At 34.0% G+C, this 26,246-nt stretch carries 27 protein-coding genes and 1 other RNA gene; 21 read left to right on the forward strand and 7 right to left on the reverse strand.

Going from position 1 to position 26,246, the window contains the following annotated elements:
* Positions 1 to 332: 332 nt before the first annotated feature.
* Positions 333 to 536, forward strand: coding sequence for a DUF1146 domain-containing protein (locus tag T513_RS0111025; RefSeq protein ID WP_029070818.1), 204 nt, complete (start codon positions 333 to 335; stop codon positions 534 to 536).
* Between the two features lie 66 nt (positions 537 to 602).
* Positions 603 to 1,592, forward strand: a complete 990-nt coding sequence (gene mreB / locus T513_RS0111030; RefSeq protein WP_029070817.1) for a rod shape-determining protein — start codon at positions 603 to 605, stop codon at positions 1,590 to 1,592.
* Between the two features lie 8 nt (positions 1,593 to 1,600).
* Here the strand turns inward: mreB and T513_RS0111035 are convergent, their stop codons facing one another.
* The gene (locus tag T513_RS0111035) at positions 1,601 to 2,698 is read right to left on the reverse strand and encodes a DUF871 domain-containing protein (protein WP_031590119.1); all 1,098 of its coding nucleotides are present in this window, start codon (positions 2,696 to 2,698) and stop codon (positions 1,601 to 1,603) included.
* Positions 2,699 to 2,831: 133 nt separating this feature from the next.
* On the opposite strand from T513_RS0111035, the gene T513_RS0111040 reads away from it, so the two are divergent.
* From T513_RS0111040 to ssrA, 5 genes are all read left to right on the forward strand, one after another.
* Positions 2,832 to 4,553, forward strand: a complete 1,722-nt coding sequence (locus tag T513_RS0111040; RefSeq protein WP_035877219.1) for an MraY family glycosyltransferase — start codon at positions 2,832 to 2,834, stop codon at positions 4,551 to 4,553.
* 85 nt (positions 4,554 to 4,638) lie between these two features.
* Complete coding sequence (gene secG / locus T513_RS0111045) at positions 4,639 to 4,860, forward strand: preprotein translocase subunit SecG (RefSeq protein ID WP_029070814.1); 222 nt, start codon at positions 4,639 to 4,641, stop codon at positions 4,858 to 4,860.
* 42 nt (positions 4,861 to 4,902) lie between these two features.
* Positions 4,903 to 7,095 carry a ribonuclease R gene (gene rnr / locus T513_RS0111050; protein ID WP_031590121.1) on the forward strand — a complete coding sequence of 731 codons (2,193 nt, stop codon included), beginning with the start codon at positions 4,903 to 4,905 and terminating at the stop codon, positions 7,093 to 7,095.
* 7 nt (positions 7,096 to 7,102) lie between these two features.
* On the forward strand, positions 7,103 to 7,549 hold the full coding sequence (gene smpB / locus T513_RS0111055; RefSeq protein ID WP_031590122.1) for an SsrA-binding protein SmpB: 447 nt from the start codon (positions 7,103 to 7,105) through the stop codon (positions 7,547 to 7,549).
* A gap of 1 nt (position 7,550) precedes the next feature.
* Positions 7,551 to 7,906, forward strand: a transfer-messenger RNA (tmRNA) gene (gene ssrA / locus T513_RS12100).
* A 35-nt stretch (positions 7,907 to 7,941) separates the two neighbouring features.
* Here ssrA and T513_RS0111060 read toward each other — a convergent pair.
* The gene (locus T513_RS0111060; protein WP_031590123.1) at positions 7,942 to 8,517 is read right to left on the reverse strand and encodes a histidine phosphatase family protein; all 576 of its coding nucleotides are present in this window, start codon (positions 8,515 to 8,517) and stop codon (positions 7,942 to 7,944) included.
* A 101-nt stretch (positions 8,518 to 8,618) separates the two neighbouring features.
* Between T513_RS0111060 and T513_RS0111065 the strand changes: the two genes are divergently transcribed.
* From T513_RS0111065 to T513_RS0111085, 5 genes are all read left to right on the forward strand, one after another.
* Complete coding sequence (locus T513_RS0111065) at positions 8,619 to 8,966, forward strand: aldo/keto reductase (protein WP_031590124.1); 348 nt, start codon at positions 8,619 to 8,621, stop codon at positions 8,964 to 8,966.
* Between the two features lie 156 nt (positions 8,967 to 9,122).
* Positions 9,123 to 9,944, forward strand: a complete 822-nt coding sequence (dapF, locus tag T513_RS0111070) for a diaminopimelate epimerase (protein ID WP_031590125.1) — start codon at positions 9,123 to 9,125, stop codon at positions 9,942 to 9,944.
* A 1-nt stretch (position 9,945) separates the two neighbouring features.
* Entirely contained in the window at positions 9,946 to 10,647 is a 702-nt protein-coding gene (gene dapD, locus T513_RS0111075; RefSeq protein WP_031590126.1) for a 2,3,4,5-tetrahydropyridine-2,6-dicarboxylate N-acetyltransferase, read from the forward strand.
* Position 10,648: 1 nt separating this feature from the next.
* A complete protein-coding gene (locus T513_RS0111080) occupies positions 10,649 to 11,758 on the forward strand; it encodes a M20 metallopeptidase family protein (protein ID WP_031590127.1) in 1,110 nt (369 codons plus the stop codon).
* Positions 11,759 to 11,803: 45 nt separating this feature from the next.
* Positions 11,804 to 12,817, forward strand: a complete 1,014-nt coding sequence (locus tag T513_RS0111085; RefSeq protein ID WP_031590128.1) for a threonine aldolase family protein — start codon at positions 11,804 to 11,806, stop codon at positions 12,815 to 12,817.
* 28 nt (positions 12,818 to 12,845) lie between these two features.
* Here the strand turns inward: T513_RS0111085 and T513_RS0111090 are convergent, their stop codons facing one another.
* On the reverse strand, positions 12,846 to 13,160 hold the full coding sequence (locus T513_RS0111090; protein WP_031590129.1) for a hypothetical protein: 315 nt from the start codon (positions 13,158 to 13,160) through the stop codon (positions 12,846 to 12,848).
* Positions 13,161 to 13,335: 175 nt separating this feature from the next.
* On the opposite strand from T513_RS0111090, the gene T513_RS0111095 reads away from it, so the two are divergent.
* From T513_RS0111095 to T513_RS0111105, 3 genes are all read left to right on the forward strand, one after another.
* Positions 13,336 to 14,871 carry a glycoside hydrolase family 32 protein gene (locus T513_RS0111095; protein WP_031590130.1) on the forward strand — a complete coding sequence of 512 codons (1,536 nt, stop codon included), beginning with the start codon at positions 13,336 to 13,338 and terminating at the stop codon, positions 14,869 to 14,871.
* A gap of 89 nt (positions 14,872 to 14,960) precedes the next feature.
* Positions 14,961 to 15,782, forward strand: a complete 822-nt coding sequence (locus tag T513_RS11855; RefSeq protein WP_031590131.1) for a Cof-type HAD-IIB family hydrolase — start codon at positions 14,961 to 14,963, stop codon at positions 15,780 to 15,782.
* A 79-nt stretch (positions 15,783 to 15,861) separates the two neighbouring features.
* Positions 15,862 to 17,052, forward strand: coding sequence for a class I SAM-dependent rRNA methyltransferase (locus T513_RS0111105; RefSeq protein ID WP_029071676.1), 1,191 nt, complete (start codon positions 15,862 to 15,864; stop codon positions 17,050 to 17,052).
* Positions 17,053 to 17,073: 21 nt separating this feature from the next.
* On the opposite strand, the gene T513_RS0111110 is transcribed toward T513_RS0111105, so the two are convergent.
* The 3 genes from T513_RS0111110 to T513_RS0111120 form a co-directional block, all read right to left on the reverse strand.
* Complete coding sequence (locus T513_RS0111110; RefSeq protein WP_031590132.1) at positions 17,074 to 17,859, reverse strand: Cof-type HAD-IIB family hydrolase; 786 nt, start codon at positions 17,857 to 17,859, stop codon at positions 17,074 to 17,076.
* A 2-nt stretch (positions 17,860 to 17,861) separates the two neighbouring features.
* Entirely contained in the window at positions 17,862 to 18,614 is a 753-nt protein-coding gene (locus T513_RS0111115; protein ID WP_029072884.1) for a DeoR/GlpR family DNA-binding transcription regulator, read from the reverse strand.
* 84 nt (positions 18,615 to 18,698) lie between these two features.
* Positions 18,699 to 19,262, reverse strand: coding sequence for a peptidylprolyl isomerase (locus T513_RS0111120; RefSeq protein WP_031590133.1), 564 nt, complete (start codon positions 19,260 to 19,262; stop codon positions 18,699 to 18,701).
* 100 nt (positions 19,263 to 19,362) lie between these two features.
* Between T513_RS0111120 and T513_RS0111125 the strand changes: the two genes are divergently transcribed.
* A complete protein-coding gene (locus T513_RS0111125) occupies positions 19,363 to 20,364 on the forward strand; it encodes a hypothetical protein (protein WP_031590134.1) in 1,002 nt (333 codons plus the stop codon).
* 46 nt (positions 20,365 to 20,410) lie between these two features.
* Here the strand turns inward: T513_RS0111125 and T513_RS0111130 are convergent, their stop codons facing one another.
* On the reverse strand, positions 20,411 to 20,665 hold the full coding sequence (locus T513_RS0111130) for a helix-turn-helix domain-containing protein (protein WP_051550717.1): 255 nt from the start codon (positions 20,663 to 20,665) through the stop codon (positions 20,411 to 20,413).
* A gap of 99 nt (positions 20,666 to 20,764) precedes the next feature.
* Here T513_RS0111130 and T513_RS0111135 point away from each other — a divergent pair, with 99 nt between their 5' ends.
* The 5 genes from T513_RS0111135 to T513_RS12330 all read left to right on the forward strand — a co-directional run.
* Positions 20,765 to 21,517: a threonine/serine exporter family protein gene (locus T513_RS0111135; protein WP_031590136.1), complete on the forward strand. Its 753-nt coding sequence runs from the start codon at positions 20,765 to 20,767 to the stop codon at positions 21,515 to 21,517.
* Positions 21,514 to 21,951, forward strand: a complete 438-nt coding sequence (locus T513_RS0111140; RefSeq protein ID WP_031590137.1) for a threonine/serine exporter family protein — start codon at positions 21,514 to 21,516, stop codon at positions 21,949 to 21,951. Before T513_RS0111135 ends, T513_RS0111140 begins: the two co-directional genes overlap by 4 nt.
* A 51-nt stretch (positions 21,952 to 22,002) precedes the next feature.
* On the forward strand, positions 22,003 to 22,518 hold the full coding sequence (locus tag T513_RS0111145; RefSeq protein ID WP_031590138.1) for a nitroreductase family protein: 516 nt from the start codon (positions 22,003 to 22,005) through the stop codon (positions 22,516 to 22,518).
* 62 nt (positions 22,519 to 22,580) lie between these two features.
* Positions 22,581 to 23,564, forward strand: coding sequence for a diaminopimelate dehydrogenase (locus T513_RS0111150; protein WP_029071668.1), 984 nt, complete (start codon positions 22,581 to 22,583; stop codon positions 23,562 to 23,564).
* Positions 23,565 to 23,811: 247 nt separating this feature from the next.
* Positions 23,812 to 26,246 (forward strand): hypothetical protein (locus T513_RS12330; protein WP_035877222.1); only part of this gene is annotated, 2,435 nt, incomplete at its 3' end.

A 26,246-nucleotide genomic window follows, 5' to 3' on the forward strand; every position in this document is an offset into this window, starting at 1 on the left:
TCAATAGCTACTATATACATATAAATCACGTCCTTTCTAAGATGAATATAATTGAACATGTCTGCACTATGACATAACACAGAACCTAGTGAAGATATAAATTCAAGGACTTATCCAACTCATTACTATTTAGTCATATCACTGTGGCAGTAAACTTTCAGATCTAGTCAAGGCTATAAGGAGAAAACCTAAAGTACACATATTCAATACTTCTATTATAAAGGAAATAAAGAAAGGGATATAATCTAAACGCTTATCAGTTTTAATGACTCCAGGGAGTCTTAAAAGTAACTCACGGATAAGTCAATTAGATTATACTAGGAGAGTCTATCGTGGTTTATCGTGCTATCAATATGACTGTTTATGTTATTTCGGTTGTTTTAGCGATGATTGGATTATCATCTTTTAACTTTGAACAGCATGTCAGAAAAGGAAAAATCAAAGAATTCTATATATTCTATTTTGTCGCAAGTATCGCTTTAGCATACCTATTTGCATCATTCATTTTGAATTTTACAATGTGGAGCTTTAATTAACTTTAAATTGCATCTTGATATTAAAAGATAAGGTGATAGAATAATAAATCAAAGGAGACAAATAGTATGGCGTTATCAAAAGAAATTGGTATTGACCTTGGAACTGCGAATATTCTTATTTACCGCAAGGGAGAAGGAATTGTCGTTAATGAACCAAGTGTTGTAACAATCAATACAGAAACAAACAGAGCAGTTGCAGTAGGAGAAGAAGCTAGGGAGATGCTTGGTAAGACGCCAGGTAAGCTTCAGGCTATCAGACCGTTAAAGGATGGAGTCATCGCTGACTTCCAAATCACTGAAATTTTATTGACCCACTTTATCAATAAGTTAAATCTTAAAGGATTATTCTCACGTCCGACCATTTTAATCTGCTGTCCAAGCAATATCACTTCTATTGAAAAAAGTGCTATTCAGGATGTTGCATTAAGATGTGGTGCTAAGAAAGTCTATATCGAAGAAGAACCAAAAGTAGCAGCTATTGGTGCAGGTCTAGATATTTCTAAGCCAACAGGAAACATGGTTGTAGATATCGGAGGGGGAACAACAGATATTGCGGTTCTTTCATTAGGAGATATCGTTACAAGCCAGTCATTAAAGACTGCAGGAGATAAGATGGATAGTGCTCTTGTAGCTTATGTTAAAGATAAATATAAATTATTGATTGGTGATTCTACAGCTGAACAGATCAAAAAAGAAATCGGCTGTGCATGTGATGCAGATCCTTCTGTTAAATTTGATGTAAGAGGAAGAGATATGGTAACAGGTCTTCCTAAGACAATTCAGATGAGCGAAGATGAAACAGAAGATGCTTTACATGAATTATGTGAAACAATTCTTGAATCAGCTAAACAGGTTCTTGAACAGACACCTCCAGAATTGGCAGCAGATATTGTCAATAAGGGTGTATTCTTAACTGGTGGAGGAGCTCAGCTTCATGGTTTAGATAAATTCATGGAACAGGGATTAAAAGTCCCAGTATTCGTTGCAGAAAATCCTTTGGATTGTGTTGCAGACGGATGCGGTGTCATGCTTGAAAATACAGATTATCTACAGTAAAAAAAGCCTCATTTCTGAGGCTTTTTAAATGCAAAATGATAACCTGGTTTAATTAAATCCAATAAGAGAAGCTCTTCTTGTGGAATATGTCCAACACAGTTACGTTCTCCATCGTTGACTATATCTTGTAAAACAATCTCTAATTCTCCACGATAGTGGGAGAGGTTGTCATTGACGATAAGGACATCTCCTTTATGGAAATAAGGCTGATTATATTTTCTATAAGGGATGGAGATATCCTTGTAGTTAAGACGAGGAAAAGAGCTTCTAATAAAGTATGAAGAATAATCATAACGATCAAAGTGTGGCTTGTAGTCATAGACAATCTTTGCTTCTTCAGGAGAGATGTTTTCTTCTATTAAATCAAGTTCAATGGCTTCTAGATTAAGTTGAGCTAATGAAGAAAGTTCTTCTTCACTAGCATAAGCGTTACCGATGATAATATCATCAATAAGATGTGTAGCAAGATAGTATCTTGCCTGTAGATCTACTGGTAGATTACGCATAAATTCTACACTAGGAAGACCGCAGAAGACATTCCATGGACCGTGGGTATGTTCTTCTTGACTAGTAATAAACGCAGCAGTTCTTAGATTCAATGATTTCCATAACTTATTCATGTTTATAAAATGATCCCAGTCTAATCCTGAATAACGTTCAGGATAGAAGTTATGACATATACAGATATTATTTTTGTTGGCACCATTTTTTATAAGAAGGTCTACTCCTTGATTAAATGAGCCATTAAATTCAATTTTAATGTGATAGGGGTTATGAGTGATTTCTACATCTTCAATAGTGCCAAAAGACCCATCAAGGCGAATGATATCTACGCCCATTTCATAGAATGGAGTAAGGTTATTATATGAGGCATTGAGATGTTTAAAGACATTAGGGTTAGTATCAACTGCGACAGTGAAATTATGAGCATGGGCAAAATCAATAAAGTCGGTGAAGGTTTCAATGATTTCTTCACGTGGTTTATCTACTGAAAGTAGACAAGTAAAAATACGGGAAAAGCCATATTTGGATGCTAGCTTTATATACTCATATGTTTTTTTAATATTTTCTTTTTCTGGATATACCGATATTCCTAGTTTATGCATGATAAATTCCTCCTAATTTCAGTATATCAAAGAGGACCTATACGTTTTTAAATTGTTCATATTCTGAAAAAGAATAAACTCTATAATTTTATAGGCGTTTAGGGTATAATACGAGAAAAGGAGCGATATAAAAATGGATATGGAGATTATTCTGCATTTAGGAGTCTCTTTTGTAATATCTTTGATTTTTGTACCGATAATAGGAAGAATAACCAAGAAGCTTGGTATCATTGCTCATATCAATGAACGTACGATTCATAAGGGAATTATCTCTAGAACTGGTGGATATGCGATTTATGCGGCTTTTTTAATAGCGGCAGCAGCCTTTTTGAAGACTGACCAACAAATCAATGCGATCCTGATTGGTGGTCTTGTCATTTTTTTGACGGGATTTTATGATGACATACATGATCTATCTCCTAAACTTAAACTATTAGGACAACTTATTGCGGCACTGATAGTTATCATTTATGGAGGAATCTCATTAAAAGATCTGACTTTGCCTTTTATTCCAACAAATATTACTTATGCGATCTCATTGATCATTACCTTAGGATGGATTGTAGGTATCACTAATGCCATGAATCTTATAGATGGACTAGATGGATTATGTGCAGGAATTTCTATGATCACCCTTATGACCATAAGTGCAAGTTCATTTATTGCAGGACGAGGGGATATTGCCTCTCTTTCAATGATACTTGTTGGAGCCATCGGAGGCTTTCTTGTTTATAATTTCCATCCTGCAAAAATCTTTATGGGTGATTGTGGTGCCTTGTTTATAGGCTATATGATCTCCGTTATTTCCCTGTTGGGATTCGGCTATGAGACATCCACATTCTTCACATTAGGGGCACCAATTGTCGTATTGGCAATTCCAGTAGCAGATACATTAATCGCAATTATCAGAAGAAGAGTTAATCATAAACAAATTGATGAAGCTGATAGAGGACATCTACATCATCAATTGATGTTTAAATTAAATCTTGGTCAGACCAAGAGTGTATTGATTCTTTATTTAGTAACCGCACTATTTGCGATTGATTCATTTATTTATGAAAGACATCCAATAAGAGCAGTAACACTCTTTATTGTATTATTGATCCTATTTGAACTTTTTGTAGAAGTAACAGATATGATCTCAAGAAAATATAAGCCAGTATTAACAATAGCTAATATTTTTATTAAAAGTGATAAATTGCCAAAGATTAAAGAATCAGCCGCATTTAAAAAGTATCTATGGAGACTTACAAGAGGATTTGGCTTATTTGTAGTGATCTGTATAGTTATTACAGGAATAGGAAGTGGAGTCTATTATTATCATTTAGAATCTATTAAGAAGAAAACTGTTGTCTATGAGAAAGTCAATAGTCCAACAACATTGATGAATCAGATCTATAGTGAAATTAATAAGCATACAGAAGTTAATAATGAACAAGCTAAATATGTCTGTGCTTATTTTGCTTGTGATTATTACACATTATCTAATAAAGGAAGAAATGATATTGGTGGACAGGCTTACTTCTATAAGTCACGATTATCTGCTTTTAAGAATTATGCCAAAAAAGATTATTACAAAGATGCCAATAAATATATTTCTTCAGGAAAAAATAAAAATATAGAAGTATCTTCATACAGGATTATCTCTGCCCAAAGATCACAGGTAGAATTAAGTGGGTTAGAGGGATATCGTTATTATGATATTCAGCTTGAATTAACTTTTAAGAAGAAAAATCCAATCTTAGGTAAAGAGAAGATTACTTTAACAGTAACTTGTATAAACAAGGATGATAAAATCAGCGTTGTCTCATTTGATGATGATCAGAGTGAAAACAATGATGTAATCGAATCATAATTGAAAAAAGATTTGTTTTTTACAAGGTAATATGATATTATTCTTATGCTTATGTATAAAAATAATAAAAAAAGGAGGCTTTAAAATGTTACAAATTATATTACTTGTTGTATCTGTAGCCCTCATTATTGTATGCCTATTACAGACAGGAAAAACAGAAGGTATTGTTAACGCATTAACAGGTCAAAGCTCAAACTTGTTTGCTCAACAGAAAGAAAGAGGAATTGATCTTGTTCTTACAAGAATAACAATTGCGTTAGGAATATTATTCTTCGTTTTAGCAATATTAATCAGAATGGGAAATTAGGGCACACATGTGCTCTATTTTTTTTGGAGAGGAAGTGAATATATGAAAGAGAAGATATTGGATTTATTAAAGGATCCTTCTTATAAAGAGAGAAAGATTGATCAGATCGCAAGAGTGCTGCATCAAGATGATACAGAAAACTATATTGCTTTTATTAAATTGATGAACAGTCTAGAAGATCAAGGAGATGTCATCAGAGATAGAAATAATAATTATCATGTATTAGACGAAAATGTATTCTTTAAAGGAAAACTAGAAGTAAACAAAAAAGGCTTTGGGTTTGTTAGAGTAGAAGAAGACAGAGATTTCTATATTAATGAAAAACATATGAAAGATGCCTACCATGGCGATTATGTACTTGTACAGAAGATTCCTAATAATAAGGGAGATAAAGAAGAAGGACAGATCTTACGTGTATTAGAACGTGGGGTAGCACGTTATGTAGGTGAAGTAAAACATGGCAGAAAAGATTGTTACGTACAATGTGATGATCCACGTTTTACAAATAAAATATTTGTAGATGCTGCTCACTTGCATGGGGCTATGCCTGGACATAAGGTCGTTGTAGAAATAAAGAGCTACAAACCACAAATTCGTGGTGATATCAAGGAAATCATCGGACATAAGAATGATCCAGGAGTAGATATTCTTTCTATTGTTCATGCTCATGATGTAGATATTGAATTCCCAGAAGAAGTATATCAGTACATAGAAAATATTCCTGATGAAATCGATCAAAGTGATATAAAAAATAGAATTGATTTACGAGATACATTTATTGTCACTATCGATGGTGATGATGCTAAAGACTTAGATGATGCGATTTCTTTAAGAAGATTACCAAATCATCATTATGAACTAGGCGTCCATATTGCAGATGTATCCTACTATGTAAAAGAAGATTCAGTATTAGATAAAGAAGCATTTAAAAGAGGAACATCAATCTACTTGGTAGATCGTGTTATTCCTATGTTGCCACATAAATTATCAAATGGTATTTGTTCATTAAATGAACATGTAGATCGCTATACTATTTCTTGTATGATGGAATTAGATCAAAGGGGACATGTTGTTGATCATAAGATCATGCCAACGATCATTAATTCTAATCATCGTATGACTTATAAGAATGTTAATAGAATCATCAATGGAGAAGATTTACCTGAGTATAATGATGCAAAGGAAATGTTCTTCTTAATGAAAGAAGTTGCTGAAATTCTTAATAAGAAAAGAAAAAGAAGAGGCGCTATTGACTTTGATACAAATGAAGCAGTTATTCATGTTAACGATGAAGGTACGCCAATTGATATCTCATTAAGAACAAGAGGAGAATCAGAACATTTCATTGAAGAGTTTATGCTTTGTGCCAATGAGACAATAGCTGAACATTTTAAATGGATGGAAGTACCATTTATCTATCGTGTTCATGAAGATCCTAAACAGAAGAAACTTCAGCAGTTTGTTAATATTGCAAGACCATTGGGATATAAGATTCATGGTTCATTAGATCATATCAAGCCAAGAGAATTAGCTAAAGTTGTAGAACAGTCAGTAGGTAAACCTGAACATCCAGTTATTTCTACATTGCTTTTAAGATGTATGCAGAAAGCAAGATATGATGCGCAATGTTTAGGTCATTTTGGATTAGCAGATGAATTCTACACACACTTTACTTCACCAATCAGAAGATATCCTGATTTACTTGTACATAGACTAATTAGAACATATCTCTTTGAAAACAAGTTTGATAAAATTGGACATTATGAAGAAGTTATTCCTTATATGGCAGAACATTCTTCTCAAAGAGAAAAAGTTGCGATTGATACAGAGTATGATGTAGAAGATATGAAAAAAGCAGAGTTTATGCTTAATCATATTGGAGAAACATTTAAGGGTGTTATTTCATCTGTAACAGGATTTGGATTCTTCGTAGAATTGGATAATACTGTAGAAGGTCTTGTCCATATGACAACATTAAGAGATGATTACTATGTCTACAATGAAGACCAGATGATGCTTGTTGGAGAAAGAACAGGAAAACAGTATCGACTTGGAGATGAAGTTGTAGTAACATGTGTAGATGTCAACAAGGTTGAAAAGAAAGTAGACTTTGAAGTCAAATCAGATAAGAAAAGAAGAAGATCTTTCAAGGATAAGAAATATTCCAAGAAAAAGTCTTATAGAAAAAAACCACAAAAAGGTAAGAAAGTGTATAATAAAAAGAGAAAAGGGTGATGAGCATATGAAGATTATTGCGCAAAATAAAAAAGCAAGACATGATTACTTTATTCTTAATACCATAGAAGCTGGTATTGAATTAAAGGGAACTGAGATCAAGTCTATTAGAAATGGTCAATGTAATCTTAAGGATTCTTTTGTAAGAATAAAGAATGGTGAAGCTTTTATTGAGAATATGCATATTTCTCCATATAAAGAAGGCAATATCTTCAATGTAGACCCTAGAAGAACAAGAAAACTATTATTGCATAAAAAAGAAATCAAGAAATTAGAAAAAGAAATTATGCAGGAAGGTTTGACAATTGTTCCTCTTCAGTTATACTTTAATACATCTAAGGCTAAGCTAGAGATAGCGGTAGCTAAAGGTAAAAAGAATTACGACAAACGTCAGTCTCTGAAGGAGAAAGACATGAAGCGTGATATTGATAAAGCGTTGAAAAACGCTTATTAATGGGGATGTCTTGGATTCGACAGGGGTCAGTCTGAATAAAGTTGCAGTCGTAGGAGTACGTTAAACTCACAAACAAATATCTGGAAACAGAACTAATTACGCTTTCGCTTAATAGTCGACAAACTGACTTGCGAATGCAAGCTCACTAAGTCTTACATTAGTGATGTCTTGTAACATAAACAAAGTAAGATAAGGATTAAAAGACGTCTCGATTTTAATCACGAAAATAAAGAGAACCGGTAAGTGAAAGACTGCTTGTGGATCGTAGCTTACTTAAATTCATTCGACAAGATAAACTGTAGAAGCTTTATATGGGACGGCTTTTGGACAGGGGTTCGATTCCCCTCATCTCCACCATAGAAAAGTTAAACCGAACACTTAGTGTTCGGTTTTTAAATACGTAATAATTCCACGAATGTGAATGTATCATTTTCAAACTGGAAATGAAGAATATCACAGTTCATCAATCTGCCATACTCTTTTCTAAATGTAGTATAGTCAGCGACAGTGCTATAGAAGGCAGCACACGCACCAGCATGTGAGACGGCTAAGACACAATGATGATCATCTTTGTTCATGATGTCTGTAAGTGTCTTTTTCATTCTTCTGCTTACATCTGCTCTTAATTCTCCGCCATAGTGGGGGAAGAGATCATCATAAGTGAAATCAGGATTTCCCCAGACAGGATTAAGATCTTCACTTTCTCCTTCAAAAGTTCCAAAGTTACGTTCTTTTAATCCTTTTAATCTTTTATAGTTAACATCACCAGCTACTAGTTCTAGAGTATCACAGCTTCTTTCAGCAGTAGAAGAATAATAATGATCAAAGCTAATACCTTTTATTTTCTGTTTAGCCATTAATGCCTGATTAATGCCATTTTCAGTTAAAGGGGAATCACACCATCCTTGAATTTTTCTTCTTATATTAAATAAAGTTTCTCCATGTCTCATTAAATAAAGATCTTTCATATAATCACTCCTTTTATACATATTATAAAAGTAATTAAGCAAAAGTGTAAAGGCTTTCACATTTTGAAATTACACCTGAATATGACCTTTCATCATTATAGTTGGCTTACAGTATTGAAAGATCCGCAGGTGTCCTTGATTATTGTCGACTTAAAAAAATAACAATTCAGCCTTGGAGTCCTTTACAGGCCACACGAGAAGAAGGATCTTTTATTGACAATCCTCATTATGAAGAGTTAAACAAAGTATTAGACAGACTCGTCAAGAAGTATCTTGTCAATAAGTCAGCTATCACAATAGCATGGCTCTTAAGACATCCAGCACATATGCAGCCAATTGTTGGAGCATCTATACAGCATCTTCAAGAGTTTGCGGAGGCCAGCAAAGTTACACTTACAAGACAAGAATGGTATGATCTTTATCTTGCCTCAGGAAAGATCCTTCCGTAAAAAGAAAAGCAATGAAATTTCCCGGGAAATATTCATTGCTTTTTCTTTTGCATATAACTTGCAATAAACATGTATAAACATTATACTTCAATGTGATAATTCTTTATTGAATATAGTTACAATTATGGTAGAATTTTATCAAGTTGAGGTGAGAGAATGAAATTTACTAAAATGGAAGGTTTAGGTAATGATTACATCTACGTAGATGCAATCACACAAAACATCTCATATGATAAAGACTGGATCACTAAAATTTCCGATCGTCATTTCGGCATTGGTGCCGATGGTCTTATTGCCCTAGAAAAAAGTGATACCCATGATTTTAAAATGAGAATGTTCAACAGTGATGGTAGTGAAGGAAAAATGTGCGGTAACGGCATTCGCTGTCTTGCCAAGTTTGCCTTTGATCATCAATTTACAAATGATACACATATTCGTTTTGAGACATTGTCAGAAACACGAATTGTGGATCTTAAAGAAGAAGATGGACAGATTACTGGTGCCATTGTAGATATGGGAAAACCAGAACTCAAGACCTCATTGATTCCAATGAAGAGTGAGAATGAAACATTTGTAGATCAGCCAATCGAGATTGATGGAACTAAGATTCTTGGAACTGCAGTCTCTATGGGAAATCCTCATTTTGTTATTTTTGTAGATCAGATGCCTGATGATATTGAAACATTAGGAAGAAAGATTGAAACATCTTCATATTTCCCAGAACAGGTCAATGTGGAGTTTGTAGAAGTTATCAACCACCAGCATATCAAGATGCGTGTATGGGAACGTGGAAGTGGAGAAACATTCGCTTGTGGAACAGGTGCATGTGCTTCTATGTATGCTTCTTATTTAACAAAAAGAACTGGAGATCACGTAAAAGTCACTCTGTTAGGAGGAGACTTGAATATTCATTTAAATGAAGACCACCATATTATGATGGAAGGTCCAGCTACGACAGTATTTGAAGGAGAGATATAAAATGACAAAATCAGCTGAAGAAATTATTGAAATTATTGCAACATCAAAAAAGAAAACACCTGTTAAGGCACATATCAGAGGAAAAAATTTACCTGCTACAGATAAATTAAAATGTTTCCCAATGGGTGAAACAATGCTTTTAATTGGTGATCTTGAAGATGTAAAATCATATGTTAACGCACATAAGAAAGATATCGAAGACTACTATGTAGACTACGATAGAAGAAACAGTGCAATCGATTTACTTGATACTACAAAAATGAATGCCAGAATTGAACCAGGGGCATTAATCAGAGATCATGTTTATATTGGTGATCGTGCTGTTATCATGATGGGTGCCGTTATCAACATTGGTGCTATCGTTGGTGAAGATTCAATGATCGATATGAACGCTGTATTAGGTGGAAGAGCAATGGTTGGTAAACATTGCCACATCGGTGCAGGAACAGTATTAGCCGGTGTTATTGAACCAGCTTCTGCTACTCCAGTTGTCATTGAAGATGATGTTATGATTGGTGCTAACGCAGTTGTACTTGAAGGTGTACGTGTCGGAAAAGGTGCTGTTATCGGTGCTGGCGCAGTCGTTACTAAAGACGTGCCTGCGGGAGCAGTTGTAGTTGGAAACCCTGGTCAGATTATCAAGATGAAGGATGAAAAAACCGAAAGCAAGACAGCTCTTGTAGACGATTTAAGAAAATTATAAGATGGAAGAATTGAAGAGATGGAGAAGAGATCTCCATCAGATTCCCGAGTTGGGTCTTGAAGAAGTCGAGACAACTGAATATTTAAAAACTACATTAACAAAGATGGGATATGAAACACATCCTTTAAAAGGATTAAGCACCGGTCTTTATGTTTATATTGATCAGGGACAAGAAGAAACAATTGCGTTTAGAACAGATATTGATGCTTTATCCGTAGAAGAAGAAAATGATGTATCCTATAAATCCCATCATCCTCATATCATGCATGCCTGCGGACATGATGGACATATGAGTGCACTATTAGGATTCGCTTATCGTCTTTCTCAAAAGAAAGAACACTATAAAAATAATATCCTGCTTATCTTCCAGCCAGCTGAAGAAGCACCTGGTGCGGCCAAGGATATTGTAGAATCCGGATTACTAAATGATTACCATGTCAAAGCGATATATGGCATTCATTTAATGCCATATATCGAAGAAGGAGATCTCTATAGTAAAGCCGGGCCATTAATGGCTGAATGTGGAGAAATTGATATTGTCATTAAAGGAAAAGGAGCACATGCTGGAACTCCTGAACAGGGACATGATGCGATCATTGCTGCAAGCATGCTTGTCGCTCAGTTCCAGACCATCCATTCCCGCAGTATCTCTCCTTTCGAAGATGTGGTCTTAAATATTGGTAAGATCAATGGTGGAACCGCAAGAAATGCGGTTGCGGAAGAAGTGAAGCTTGAAGGTACATTACGTTGTTATGATGAAGATGTCTTCATGCATGTCGTAAACAGAATGAAAGAGATCGCAAAAGGATTAGAAGTTGCCTACGGCTGTGATATTGATGTCACATGTGATCCCATGTATCCACCGCTTCTTAATGATGAAACATTATTTGAAAAAGCCAAATCATTTGGAGTTAAGCAGCTTAAGCAGCCAATGATGCTCGCTGAAGATTTTGCATTCTATACAAAAGCTGTACCTTCATTATTTATCTATGTTGGTACAAAAACAAAAACTATGCAAAGTGGACTTCATACAAGTACATTCAACTTTAATGAAGAAGTACTTGAAAGAGCTGTTGGTTTTTATGAATATATGCTAAAAGAATCTATCTAGGATAGATTCTTTTCTTAATATAATAAGAAAAAAGGAGAAAAGACGATGCTATATTTTATGAATGATTATTCTGAAGGAGCTCATCCTGATGTTCTTGAAGCATTAATCAGAACCAATGAAGAAAAACTGCCAGGATATGGCACTGATTATTATAGTGAAGAAGCAAAAAAGAAAATATGCAAATGGATCAATAGGGATGCAGATATATTCTTTATATCAGGAGGAACACAGACCAATAAGATTGTCATTGATGCACTTCTTTCTTCTTATGAAGGTGTTATTGCGGTAGATACAGGACATGTATCCTGTCATGAAGCAGGAGCAATAGAAAATACAGGACATAAGGTGATGACTCTTCAAAATGAAGAAGGAAAGCTTTGTGCTAATGATGTAGAAGAATATGTGAGATGTTTCTATGAAGATGAAAATCATGAACATATGGTCTTTCCTGGCATGGTCTATATTTCATATCCAACTGAGTTTGGTACACTTTATAGCAAGAAGGAATTAACTGAACTCTATGATGTATGTAAACATTATAGACTGCCGCTTTACATTGATGGTGCAAGATTAGGATATGGATTATGTGCCGGTGATCTTTCAATAGAAGAACTCGCATCACTTTGTGATGTGTTCTATATTGGTGGAACTAAGGTAGGAGCCTTATGTGGAGAAGCCATTGTCTTTAAAGAGAAAGCCCCAAAGCATTTTGTAACATTTATTAAGCAGCATGGTGCGCTTTTAGCAAAAGGGAGATTGCTTGGCGTACAGTTTGATGCCTTATTTACTGATCAGCTTTATATGCGCATCTCTAAGCATGCAATTGATATGGCAATGATTATGAAAGAAGAACTAAAAAAAAGAGACTATCGCTTTGCGATAGATTCTCCAACCAATCAGCAATTTATTATTGTCGAGAATGATAAACTAGAAGATATAAAGAAACATGTCATGTATAGCTTCTGGCAGCGTTATGATGAAACGCACACAATCATTCGTCTAGCTACAAGCTGGGCCACGACAAAAGAAGATGTAGAGAAACTATTTCAATATTTATAAAAAGAAGCAGGCATGCCTGCTTCTTTGATTATTCAAATTCTCTAGCCATTAAAGTGTAGAAATCGATATTAAGCTGAGCACTCTCAATTAAATCATCGAAAGTCTTAATCTTCTGAACATCTGGCATAAAGTCATTAGTTATATAGTTTTCACGAAGTACACGGTAAAGTTCAAGCTCATCCTGCTTAGTTTGAACCTGTGAAAGAGCATAGGCTCTTACATCTTCCTTAGTGAACTTTTCTCCGTGATTGACTTTATGAAAGATTGTAGATTCCTTCTGTAATTTTGTATTAACCTTTAATAATATTTCTTCAGATAATTTTGCGCTATTTGTTTCTGTCATAAAAGTCTCCTCCTTAATTCATATTGTACTAGGGTGTTATTTTATTTCAAATAGAATATTAAATAATTTTTAATTTCTTTTTTCTTTCACATTTAGAAAAACAGTGAAATAATATTGAATTATAAGGATGTTTCACTTATAGTCTTACTGTTAAAAAAATAAGGGAGAAATTAAAATGAATGTAAATAAGAAATATATGCCAACATATCACGCTCATGTATCATCAGGATGGTCAAATGATCCTAATGGATTACTCTATTTTAATGGGAAATATCATATGTTCTTCCAGCATTATCCACATAAGGCAAAATGGGGAATCATGCACTGGGGACATTTTATCTCTGATGATCTTATCAAATGGGAAGAAGCACCAGTAGCCCTTGTTCCAGATCAGGAATATGAAAGACAGTGTGGGTGCTGTTCAGGAACCGCAATTGAACGTGATGGCAAACTTTATCTTATGTATACTGCAGCACAGATGGATCTGCAAAGACAATGTATAGCCTATTCAGAAGACGGCATTCATTTTTCTAAATTAGATAACCCCCTTATTGATGCAAGAAACCTTAATACTAGCGATATCTCACCTAAGGATTTTAGAGATCCTAAAGTATTCAAGAAGGATGATACTTACTATTGCATTGCGGGTACTAGAATGATGAGTGAAGAGGATCTTCAAAATTATATTGATTTCGTCAGCAATCAAAATGAAAATAAAGAAATCACCATTGATGATGTAGCATCAACGAATTTCTATGCACATGGCTATGGCAATCTTGTATTATTAAAATCAGATGATTTTAATAATTGGGAATATGTTGGTCCATTGCTTACTAAACAGGAAAATATTCAGGAAGCTTTTTATCGTTTAAATGGTGTTTATGAATGTCCTGATTATTTTGAAGTAGATGGTCAGGAACTATTATTGGCAAGTCCTCAGAATCTTCTTCAGATTGGCTATCGTTTCCAGAATCTTCATTCATGTGTCTATATTCCAGGTCACCTTGACTTTACAACAGGAGATTTTCATCCTGAATATATTGAAGAAATAGATAGCGGGTTTGATTTCTATGCACCTCAATGTATGAAGATGACAGATGGACGCTATGTAATGATTGCCTGGAAAGAAATGTGGGATCGTACTTATCCTACAGAAAGTGATAATTGGATTGGGACTTATACATTGCCTAGAGAACTCTCTTACAAGGATGGTCAGCTGATTCAGACACCTATTAGAGAATTAGAGAACTATCGTCAAAATGAAGTAGTAGCTAAAGGGATGATTCTTAATGGTGAGTTACGTCTTGAAGGAGTAGAAGGCAATAAGATTGAACTAGAAGTGGATATGGAAATTACGACTGCTTCTAGAGCAGGTATTAAATTGTTTAAACATGGTGATCATGAAGTATTTATCTACTATGATCAAAAAGAACAGCTTTTTGTCTTTGACCGCAGCTGTTCAGGTATTGAGATTGGTGGAAGAGAAATTGATACAAATATCAGAAAGATGCCATGGGAGAATAAACGTATTCAGTTACGTATGTTCTTGGATGTTTCTTCATTAGAAATCTTTATTGATGGTGGAAAGAAGACGATGACAGGAAACATTTATGGTGATCCAATCAAAGATACAGGTGTTGAATTCTTCTCTGAAGATGGAGAATGTATTATTCATTCTGTTAAGAAGTATGATATTGTCGTAGAGGCATAATAGCCTCTTTTATTTTTTATCCAGGTATTCAAAATGTTTTTATTCACTTTTTATTATTCGTATAATGAAATAAAGTGAGGTAAAAATATATGGGTAAATTATTATTCTTTGATATTGATGGCACAATTTTATCTGATAGAACTTACAAGATTCCTGAAAGTGCAATAAAGGCAATTAAGCTTGCGAAAGATAATGGACATAAGTGCTTTTTATGTACGGGAAGAAGCTATGGTATGACTAAAGAGGTGTCCGATGCGGGCATCAGTGATGCGGTTATTACGAATGGGATGGGGGTCATCATGGATGATCAGCCACTTATTCTTCATTCTATTCCAAAACAGGTTGTAAAGAAGACTTTGGATCTTATTGATGAAATGAATGGAGGATATCAGATTATCGATTGGCAGTATGGTTATCAGAATCCTTATAATTACGCGAACTCGGAAAAATCATTCTTAGCAAGATTCCCTGATGTGGATCCTCAGTTCTTCTTTGATAAGAAGGGAATGAAGCCAATAAGTGAATATCCTGGCAGTGATATTTTAAAGATTGATGTGACATTAAATAGTGAAGAAGATGCTAAACGTTTTGATGAAGCTTTGGATTCTTCTTTAGAAATGACATGGGCTGGAGGATATACTAATAATACCGCAAATGCTGGGGAACTTGTTTCTAGAGGTTTTTCTAAAGGAACCGGAATCAAGGAACTATGTGAACATTTAAATGTAGCTATTGAAGATACTGTTGGATTTGGTGATTCTACAAATGATCTAGGTATGCTTGAAGCAGTGGGGACAGCAGTTGCAATGGGTAATGCGCCAGATAGTGTTAAGGAGATAGCTGATTATGTAACTGATGATATTGATGAAGATGGATTATATAATGCCATGAAACATCTAGGATTAATTTAGTGCAGCAATTGCTGCACTTCTTTTGTTCACATGGACATTGTTTTTTGTTAAGATAGGAAAGGAAAAGAGGAAATTTGCAATGAATAAACATGTAATCATTTCACCAGAAGGTGAAAAATGGCTTGATCAGGGTCAGATGTGGATGTATAGAAACAACCTGGTTGAGATTGAAGAGCCTGCTAAGACAGGTGATATTGTAGATGTAGTAACAGTAGAAAATCGCTATCTTGGAACAGGTTTTCTTAATAAAGAAAGTCATGTGACAGTAAGACTCTATAGTAAAGATAGAGAAGAAACTTTTGATAAAGCATTCTTCAAGAAAAGAATTCAGTTTGCCTATGATTTTAGAAAGACGGTAGAAAGCAAAAATCTTTCTAACTGTCGTCTTATTTTTGGAGAAGCAGATGATCTGCCAGGACTTACTGTCGATCGCTATAATGATATTCTTGTTACACAGATTACTTCTTATGGACTTGAAGAAAGAAAAGATCTGATCTATTCATCATTGCTTGAAGTGATGAAAGAAGATGGAGAAGAAATCACTGCTATCTATGAAAGAAATGATGTTAAGGCAAGAGAAAAAGAAGGATTGTCTTTATATAAAGGATTCTATATGGGTCAATGTGAAACAGAGACAATCATTAATGAGAATGGATTATTGTTAAAGGTAGATATAGAGAACGGACAAAAGACAGGTTACTTCCTTGATCAGAAAAGCAATAGAGTTCTTCTAAGAGAAATGGCTCATGGCAAGAATGTTCTTGATTGCTTTACTCATACAGGAGGTTTTGCATTAAATGCGGCTATGGGGAATGCCAAGAGTGTTACAGCAGTAGATGTTTCACAGGTAGCTCTTGATGAAGCATTAAAGAATGCGAAGCTTAATCATCTAGAAGATAAGATTACTTTTGTACAAGATGATGTCTTTGATTACCTTGATACCATTAAAGAAGGTCAGTTTGATATTATCGTATTAGATCCACCAGCATTCACTAAATCAAGACGTACTGTCAATAAGGCATATAATGGGTATAAGCGTATCAATAAGGTCGCAATGGAAGCTCTTCGTCATGGTGGATATCTTATTTCTTGTACATGTTCAAGATTTATGGAAAGAGAAATGTACGAAAAGATGTTAAGAGAAGCTGCCAAGGAAGCAGGGGTTGTCTTAAAGCAAGTTTCTGTTACTCAACAGAATCATGATCATCCTATTCTTTGGACAATGGAAGAAACATCTTACTTAAAATTCTATATTTTCCAGGTACTATAAAAGAGGCTTTCGCCTCTTTTTTTATATGATATTCTCTTTTTTTAATGCGACATAGATACCATCGTCATTATTGCTTAATGTATGTTCACTGATCATTTCTTTTAATGAAGAAGGAGCATTTTCCATTAGATAAGGATGTCCAACACATTTTAACATATCAAGATCATTGAAATTATCGCCAAAAGCGAAAGCATCTTTAATGTTGATATGATGCTTTTTACATAAAAGCTCAACAGCTTTTGCTTTAGATATACCGTTGGCATTGATTTCAATAAGAATAGATGAAGAGCGTGTGATATTAAGATTTGGAAAAGCATCAATCAGCAGTTTTTGAATAGTTTCTGTTTCATCAGGATTGCACATGCATAGAATCTTATTGACATGGGATTCTACATCTTCGATAGTACCTTCTTTACTTTGTGCTTTGACAATGTTTTCTTCATTAATGACACGTGAATCTTTTTTATTAGCGACAATCCATTGATCTTCTGAATAGATGTTCCATGTGACATCATAGGGATTTAAGAAAGAAATAATCTCTTTGGCAATGTGTTTAGGGAAACCTTCAGAGAAAAGCACATTCCCATTTTTATCGATGATCATGCCTCCACTATAAGAGACAATATCACAGGTAAGATTGTTTTCTTTTAGAATAGGGTAGATGCCAGAAGGACTTCTCGCTGATACGAAGGCATAGGGAATATGCTTTTGTTCTAGCATATGAAATGCTTCTTTTGTACGTGGTGTCATCTTGTGTTCATTGTTAAGTAGAGTGCCATCAATATCACTGAAAATAATTGTTTTCATGGTTATTCTCCTATTATATCTACGATACATCCTGCTTCTCTTATTTGATTGACAAGATGTTTTGGTGGTTTTTTATTAGTAATCAAAAAGTGAATCTCAGAAAAATCGAGGGCTTTGAATGCACCTTTCTTTTGATATTTAGAATCATCAAATATAACGCAGACACTATTGCTTCTTTTTGCGACTTTCTTTTTTACTAAAGCATCTTCCTGTTCACTAAAGTAAATCCCATCATCCTTGACGGATGCGGCCCCAAGAAAAGCAATATCAAAGGAAATCTGTTCAATCTCATGGATTGTTTCACTACCGTACATGTAAGCATTCTTAGGATGAAAAGTACCACCGATCATATGAGCATGACAGCGCTGACCTAATGCTTCAATGTTTCTTATAGCGTTGGTATAAGCTTCAATATGAGAAGGAACAATATTACAAAGTTCATAGATTGTCGTTGAGACATCAAAGAAGATGACTTTTTGTAGATTAATATAGCTTAAGGCATGTTTCGCAAGTTTTTTCTTGATAGAAATGTTTTCATTCTGTCTTTCTTTATAATCAAGAATCATCTTATCTTTTTGATTTAAGGTAATTCCTCCACGATCACGTGAAGCATAGCCTTCTTCTTCCATCAGGATCATATCCCTTCTTGCGGTATCACGAGATGTGTTGCAAAGTGACATGATTTCCTGAGAACTGAGGAATTGTTTCATTTTTAATGTTGAATAAATTAAGTGGATACGTTCTTTTTGGTACATCTGATCACCTCAATTTCATTTTAAGTAATTTTAAGTAATTTATCAATAATTACTTATAAATACTTAAAAAAGAGCTTTCGCTCTTTATGATTTTACTACTCGAATTGATTTGATAACTGGCTGATCTTCTTTATCAATAGTGCCATTATTATCAGTTGGTTCTGCCATTTCTGCAATTTCATCTACTACTTTCATACCTTTTGTTACATGACCAAAAGCGGCGTATTGTCCATCTAGTGAGTCATTTGTCTGATGCATGATGAAGAATTGCGAAGAGGCGCTGTTGTAGTCAGTAGAACGAGCCATAGAGATGGTTCCTCTCGTATGCTTGATATTGTTTTCTACACCATTCTGACTAAATTCACCTTTTACTTTCTTTTTAGATCCTCCAGTTCCATCGCTATTAGGATCGCCACCTTGTATCATGAATCCAGAAATAATGCGATGGAATGTCAAACCATCATAGAATTTCTTATTAACAAGATTTAAAAAGTTTTCTACTGTCTTTGGTGCTTCATTGGGATCAAGTTCTACATAGATTTTTCCATATTCTTCTACATCAATGCAGACAACAGGTTTACTTTTCTTGCATGATACGAGAGAAAGGCATAAAAAAAATAGCAATGATAATGAGATGATTTTCTTCATAAAAAAGCCCTCCTTGAATTAATTATGACATCTTAATGATATAAATCAACAATATCAAATAAAAAAGTGCTATAGTAGAGGAATAGGAGAAGATTGGACTATGGCAAAAAATACATATAAACATGCAAAAATACCTGAAAAGAAAAAACATGGAAAACTCATACTATTTATTCTTATTGCATTAGTAGCATGCGTTGCTTGTTATTTTGTTTTTACAAAACCTTCTAAAAAGGATGTTAATGAAGCCTATAAGGATGTCATTAATGAATATAAGACAATGCTTAAAGAGAATAGAAAGGTAAAGACAAAAAGCAGTGCTTTTAGCAAGTATGAAACTGCTGGTAAACTCGCTTCACGTATTTATGAAGAAGATGAAATTCGTTCTGTCTACTATTCATACTATGATGCTGATGAGGATAATGTAAAAGAATTACTAATAGCCTCTAAAGGAGAAAGTGATAAGGAACCAGAACTGATTGCAGTTTATGGATATGATGGCAAGACTGCATCTCTTATTGAGAAGCAAGAAAAAGGAGCTGAGCTGTTACTTACAACTGATCATAAGCTTCTTAATCTTAAGGATAAGGAAGCAAAGCTTACAATCTTTAAGGATGGGGTAAAGAAAAATACCCAGACAATTACTTTAGATCAGGCTAAGACAATGGACCAGATTAACTTTGAGAAAAAGGATTGGAAGCTTATTCATAAAGGAAAATCTACAGAAAGCAGTGATGATACTTACTTTAGAGCAGAATATATGCCACAGAGTGGATATTATTACAATACCGCTAACTGGGATGATGCTAATCGCTGCATGATTCGTATCTATAGAAGAAACAGTCGTTCATTCTACTTTACTATTTATAAAGTAAGAGATGAATATGGTAAGAGAATGTCTAGCTATAAGAGAATCACTTCTCAGCATATTGCAAAGTTTAATTCTAAGGATGATGAAACTGCAACATATGAAGGTGATGATTATACAATCACATTTAACTGCAACTATAAGTACTCTGTCTCAATTGATGGATTAAGTGATGCGACTGAAGCAGGAGATGTCTTCTCACGTACATCAGCCGGAAGTGAAAACTTTGGTAAATAAAGAAAACGACGTATCGAATGATACGTCGCTTTTCTTTAAGATATGATTAGTCTTTTTTGTTAGCAGATACGATATTATCAATATGTTCATCGTAGATTGTTTTGTAAGGTGTTAATCCTAGAATATAATCTACACTCACATTATAATGTTGAGAAAGCTTGATTAAAAAATCTACTGGAATTGATCTCGTTCCTTTTTCATATCTTCTATAGACTTCTCGTTGACAACCAAGAATTTTGGCAATATCATTTTGAGATAAGTCATGATCAATACGTAAATCTTCTATACGTTGAAAAAACATGAGTTAAGCCCTCCTTTAAGATAATGCTACTAAACAATGGCATAAAAATGAATAAAAAGCTACCATAAGGTAGCATAAAATGTAAGGTGTATGTCAAATATGAACGAAACAAAGAAAAAATTAAAATGTGCAGTCGATATTGGTGAAGCCCTTCTTATGAATGGTGGAGAAATATATCGAGTAGAAGAAACTATTAATCATATTTTAGAAGCGTGGCAGATAGAAAACTATGATGTGTATGTATTATCCAATGGTCTATTTGCAAGTGCTAATGAAACAGCAGAAGATGCCTGCAGCATCGTACGACATATTGTTAACCCTCAGGTTCATCTCGGTCGTATTGCAGAATTAAATCAGCTTTCTAGAGAAATATGTAAAAGTAAGATGAGTGTCGATGCAGCAAATGAATGTCTTGAATCAATTAAGAAGATGTCTTCTCATTCATTGATGGAGACAATGATTGTATGTGGATTAGGGACAGGATGTTTTACTTATATCTTTGGTGGTACGTTACAAGATAGTATCATCTCTTTTATAATAGGAATATTTATTGGATTATTTCTTTATAAGAATCACGCATCAAGATTTATCAAGAATATTTTTGGCGGATTTATTGCAGCTGTTTTAGCAAGTCTTTTTTCTATGATGGTACCTATTCATATTGATAAAGTAATCATCGGAGATATCATGCCCCTCGTTCCAGGAATCGCATTTACAACTGGCGTCAGAGATCTTTTTCATGAAGATTATCTTTCAGGTGCAATTCATATACTTGATGCCATATTGACAGGAATATGTATCGCTGTAGGTGTAGGTACATTCTTATTAATAATGAATGGAGGATTCAAATGATCACACAGTTTATTATTTCCATGATCGCTACAATCTCCTTTGCGATATTATATGACGCTCCCAAAAAACATTTATTCTACTGTGGTCTTACGGGAGGGGTGGGCTGGGTCATCTATTACATGATGGCTAAGCTACACTACAATATGATATTTTATACATTCGCTTCAGCTTTTGCATTAACCTTGATATCACGTATTCTTGCGATAGTAAGAGAAGCTCCTGTTACAATGTTTTTGATTCCTGGTATCTTCCCGATCGTACCAGGAGCAGGTATTTATTATACTTCTTATTATTTCTTTATTAATGATTTACATAGAAGTATTCTTTATGGAGAAGATACTGTTAAGATTGCTTTTTCTATTGCTTTTGGCATTATTATGGCTATGGCTATTCCACAATTTTTGTTTGCATATCTTAAATTATTGAAAAGATAAAGAGACTTTTGTCTCTTTTTTTTGTAGAATTGTATACAAGGAGGAAAGAATATGGAATATAAGGAACTTATTAAAGAAAGATATTCGGTAAGAAGTTTAGATGGCACTAAAGTGGTTGAAGAAGAGAAAATCAATGCGATTTTAGAAGCAGCGCAAGTTGCACCAACTGCTGTTAATAAACAGCCATTTCATATTTGGATTATTAGAAGCGAAGATAATATTTCAAAGCTTTGTGAAGCATCTCGTTTTGATTTTGGAGCTAAATTATTCTTCGTTGTAGGAAGTGATGCAAAGAATGCATGGGTAAGAAAGTATGATCAGAAGAATTATGCGGATATTGATGCTTCTATCGTAGCTACTCATATGATGTTAAAGATTCATGATTTAGGTTTAGGATCAACATGGGTTGGTGCTTTTGATGCCCCAAAAGTAAAAGAATTATTCCCTGAGATGGCAGATTATGAATTGGTAGCTATTTTCCCAGTTGGTTATTTAGCAAGTGATGCAGAACCTTCTCCACGTCATGGACTAAGAAGAGAGATTTCTGATTTTGTAGATGAGCTATAATAAGTTGTATGTTAAAACGATAAGTTATAAAATAACAAGTAGAAACTAAAGGAGGATTCTTTATGATAAGAATTGGTATTATTGGTTATGGTAACTTAAGCCGTGGAGCTGAAGCTGCCATTAGACAAAATCCAGATATGGAATTAGTTGCAGTTTTCTCTAGAAGAGATCCTAAGAGTGTAAAGGTGAAAACTGAAGGAGTGGGTGTTTATCATGTAGATGATATCCCATCATTTAAGGATAAGATTGATGTCATGATTTTAGGAGGAGGAAGTGCTACTGATCTTCCTGAACAGACTCCAAAGTATGCGGAAATGTTTAATGTTGTTGATTCATTTGATACACATGCAAGAATTCCTGAACATTTTGCAAATGTGGATGAAGCTGCTAAAAAAGGAAATAATATTGCGGTTATCTCAGTAGGTTGGGATCCAGGAATGTTCTCATTATTAAGAATGGTTTCTACAGCTATTCTTCCTGAAGGAAACAATTATACATTCTGGGGAAAAGGTGTATCTCAAGGTCATTCTGATGCTATTAGAAGAATTGATGGTGTTAAGGATGCGAGACAGTATACTATTCCAGTTGATAAAGCATTAGATGCGGTTAGAAATGGAGAAAATCCTACTTTATCTACAAGAGAGATGCATACAAGAGAATGTTTTGTTGTAGCAGAAGAAGGTGCTGATTTAGCACGTATTGAAAAAGAAATTAAAGAGATGCCAAATTATTTTGATCAGTATGATACAACTGTTCATTTTATCTCTGAAGAAGAATTATTAGAAAAACATGGTGGATTGCCACATGGTGGATTTGTATTAAGAAGTGGTGTTACCGGATTAGAAAAAGAAAATCATCATGTTATTGAATATGCATTAAAACTAGATTCAAATCCAGAATTTACTGGATCAATCTTAGTAGCTGTCGCAAGGGCTGCTTATAAAATGAAACAAAGAGGAGATAAGGGATGCAAGACAATCTTTGATATTGCCCCTGCTGATTTAAGTGCAATGTCTCCTGAAGAGTTAAGAGCTCATTTACTTTAATCATAATAATAAAGCAAGAACTACCACATAGATGGTAGTTCTTTTTTCATTATTTTAAACTTATGATGCAAATAATGTCAAAAAATAGTAAAATGAATATAGAGGTCAAAACATTGTTAAAAATTACAATAATTGAAATTGAAATATTACATTTCGATGTTATAATGATTCACAAATATGATGAATATAACGCAGTATTTTATCCATCAAATAAAAAATGATACTGAAGTGAAAGGTGATTAGATATATGAAGTGGCGTTCCGTTTCAAGGAAAACAAGAACTATTTTAAAGAAAGCAAAGAAAGGCTGGATCAAAAAACTTATTACACGTGTTGGTTATGTAAAAGAAGTTAAAGAAGAACCAGTTTTAGAAAAAAAGGAAACAAGCAAGAAGAGCTCTAAGTATTTAAAAGAAGGACTTATGTCTGCAGGAGCTGTTTTAGGTGCATCTACTTTAATGAGTAATGAAGTATATGCAGCTACAGAAAAAGAATTAAATGCTGAAGATACAACTGTAACTAAAGATCAGATTACAATCAAGGATGAAAATTATTCTGAAACTAGTGAAGTAGAATCTACTTCAACTACTGAAAGTGAATCTGAATCTTCAAGTGAAAATAAAAGTGAAAGCAAGAGTGAAAGTCAGAGCTCTACTGAGAGCACAAGTGATTCTCAATCACTAGCTACTAGTGAACATGAAAATGTAGAAAAGACTGCTAATAGTCAGGCTGACAATAGCTCAATTAAGGAAGAAAAGACTACACTTAAAGTAGCTAAAGTAAACTCTGTTAAAAAGACTGTTGCAAAGAATATAAATAAAGTTGTTAAGGAAGAAACTGTATCTACTAAAGAGAATGTAGTAGAAAATGTTGTTTCTACTAAAACTGTTGCCCCAAATGTTGTTGAGAATACAGTAGCACAGGATGTATCTAAGAATGCAAATGTTAATAAAGATGAAGATGAATTAAAACGTACATATTCATTTAATATTACAAATGCATTAGCACAGGCTTCTTATGAAATTGGAGATAGTAAATTAGCATCTACATCTTCTAAGCAGACATCTTTAGATAAGATTAAGGAAGAAGTATCAAGCTACAGCATTTATACAGATACAATTGATGTAGCGGGACATATGCAGTCAGATCTTGCAGCCAATAATGTTAATTGTATTAATAAAGCTGAAATTGGTTCTGATACTATTTATGATGAAACAGATAAACAAACATATATCGGTCATTTATCTAAGAGAGAATATACAGAAAATATTATGCCTGGTTCGGCCACTAATAAGATTATTTTCTCTAATGAGAAATATATTATTAATGGTAAACAACAGGATAAGTTTGTATTTACTGATGAAAAAGGTAATTATATTACTTCATATACTGATAAAACTGGAAAACATGAAGCCCCAACTGGTTATGTTTATATTTTCCAATATGATCAAAACGGTAATCGTGAAGTGTTTACTTTGCAGGTTGATGCTTATAAAAATGGTATTACATTAACTAAGGATGAAAATCCAGTTCATATGGATACGATTTCTAAGTATTCTGAGGATTTAATTAATAATACTGATAAAGTTCCAACTGTAAAACCAACTATTACTAACACTGGTGATCAGAAAGTTGTGATTGATGCAACGCAATATAAAGATAAAGAAGTACATGTAGATTTAACTTTTGATGATAAGAATACTTATAATGGTGGTTATTATGATACTGTCAATAATAAATGGGATAGTGAAAAAGTACAGCCTGTAGTACATACTAAGGATGGTCAGTCTACAAATATGTTCAGTGAAAGTGGTAAGGTAAATATTATTGTTAATCATGATAAGACTGAACAGACAACACAAACGGTTGTTGTTAACTTTAAATATACTGGTTCAAAAGAAAATGAAAATAATGTTGAATTTAATGTAGAAAAGTTAATTGTTGATCATGTATCGAGTGATGGTGAATCAAATTCAGTAGGTATTAGACATATTGTTAATGCAGTTGTTTATAACTTCGGTGATTTCAATGGTACTATCAATTTAACAGGAAGCTTCTGTGGTACTATTATTGCTCCTAATGCTAAAGTTATTGTTTCAGCTACTGGCACTGGTAGTATTTATGCTAAAGAAGTAGTTATATCAAGTGGTGAATGGCATTCAACATCATCAAAGAATCAGAAATATCCATCTCATAGTGAGTCTACTTCTGAATCAAAATCGAACTCTAAATCAGAAAGCAAGTCTAAGTCAGAGTTCGAAAGCAAATCAAAATCTGAATCTGAAAGTAAGTCTAAATCTGAATCAGAATCACTATCTAAATCTGAGTCTATAAGCAGATCAAAGTCAGAAAGCAAATCTAAGTCTAAGTCAGAGTCTGAATCAACTAAAAAGTCTAAATCAGAATCTAAATCAAAGTCAGAATCTGAATCAACTAGCAAGTCTGAGTCTGAAAGCAAATCTGAATCTGAATCAACAAGCAGATCTGAGTCAGAAAGCAAATCCAAGTCAGAATCTAAGTCAGAAAGCAAATCAAAATCAGAATCTGAATCAACAAGCAGATCAGAATCAGAAAGCAGATCTCAGTCAGAGTCTGAAAGCAAGTCTAAGTCTGAATCTGAGTCTACAAGCAGATCAGAGTCAGAAAGCAAGTCTAAATCAGAGTCTGAATCTATAAGCAGATC

The organism is Kandleria vitulina DSM 20405, from assembly GCF_000702065.1.
Taxonomy (GTDB): domain Bacteria; phylum Bacillota_I; class Bacilli_A; order Erysipelotrichales; family Coprobacillaceae; genus Kandleria; species Kandleria vitulina.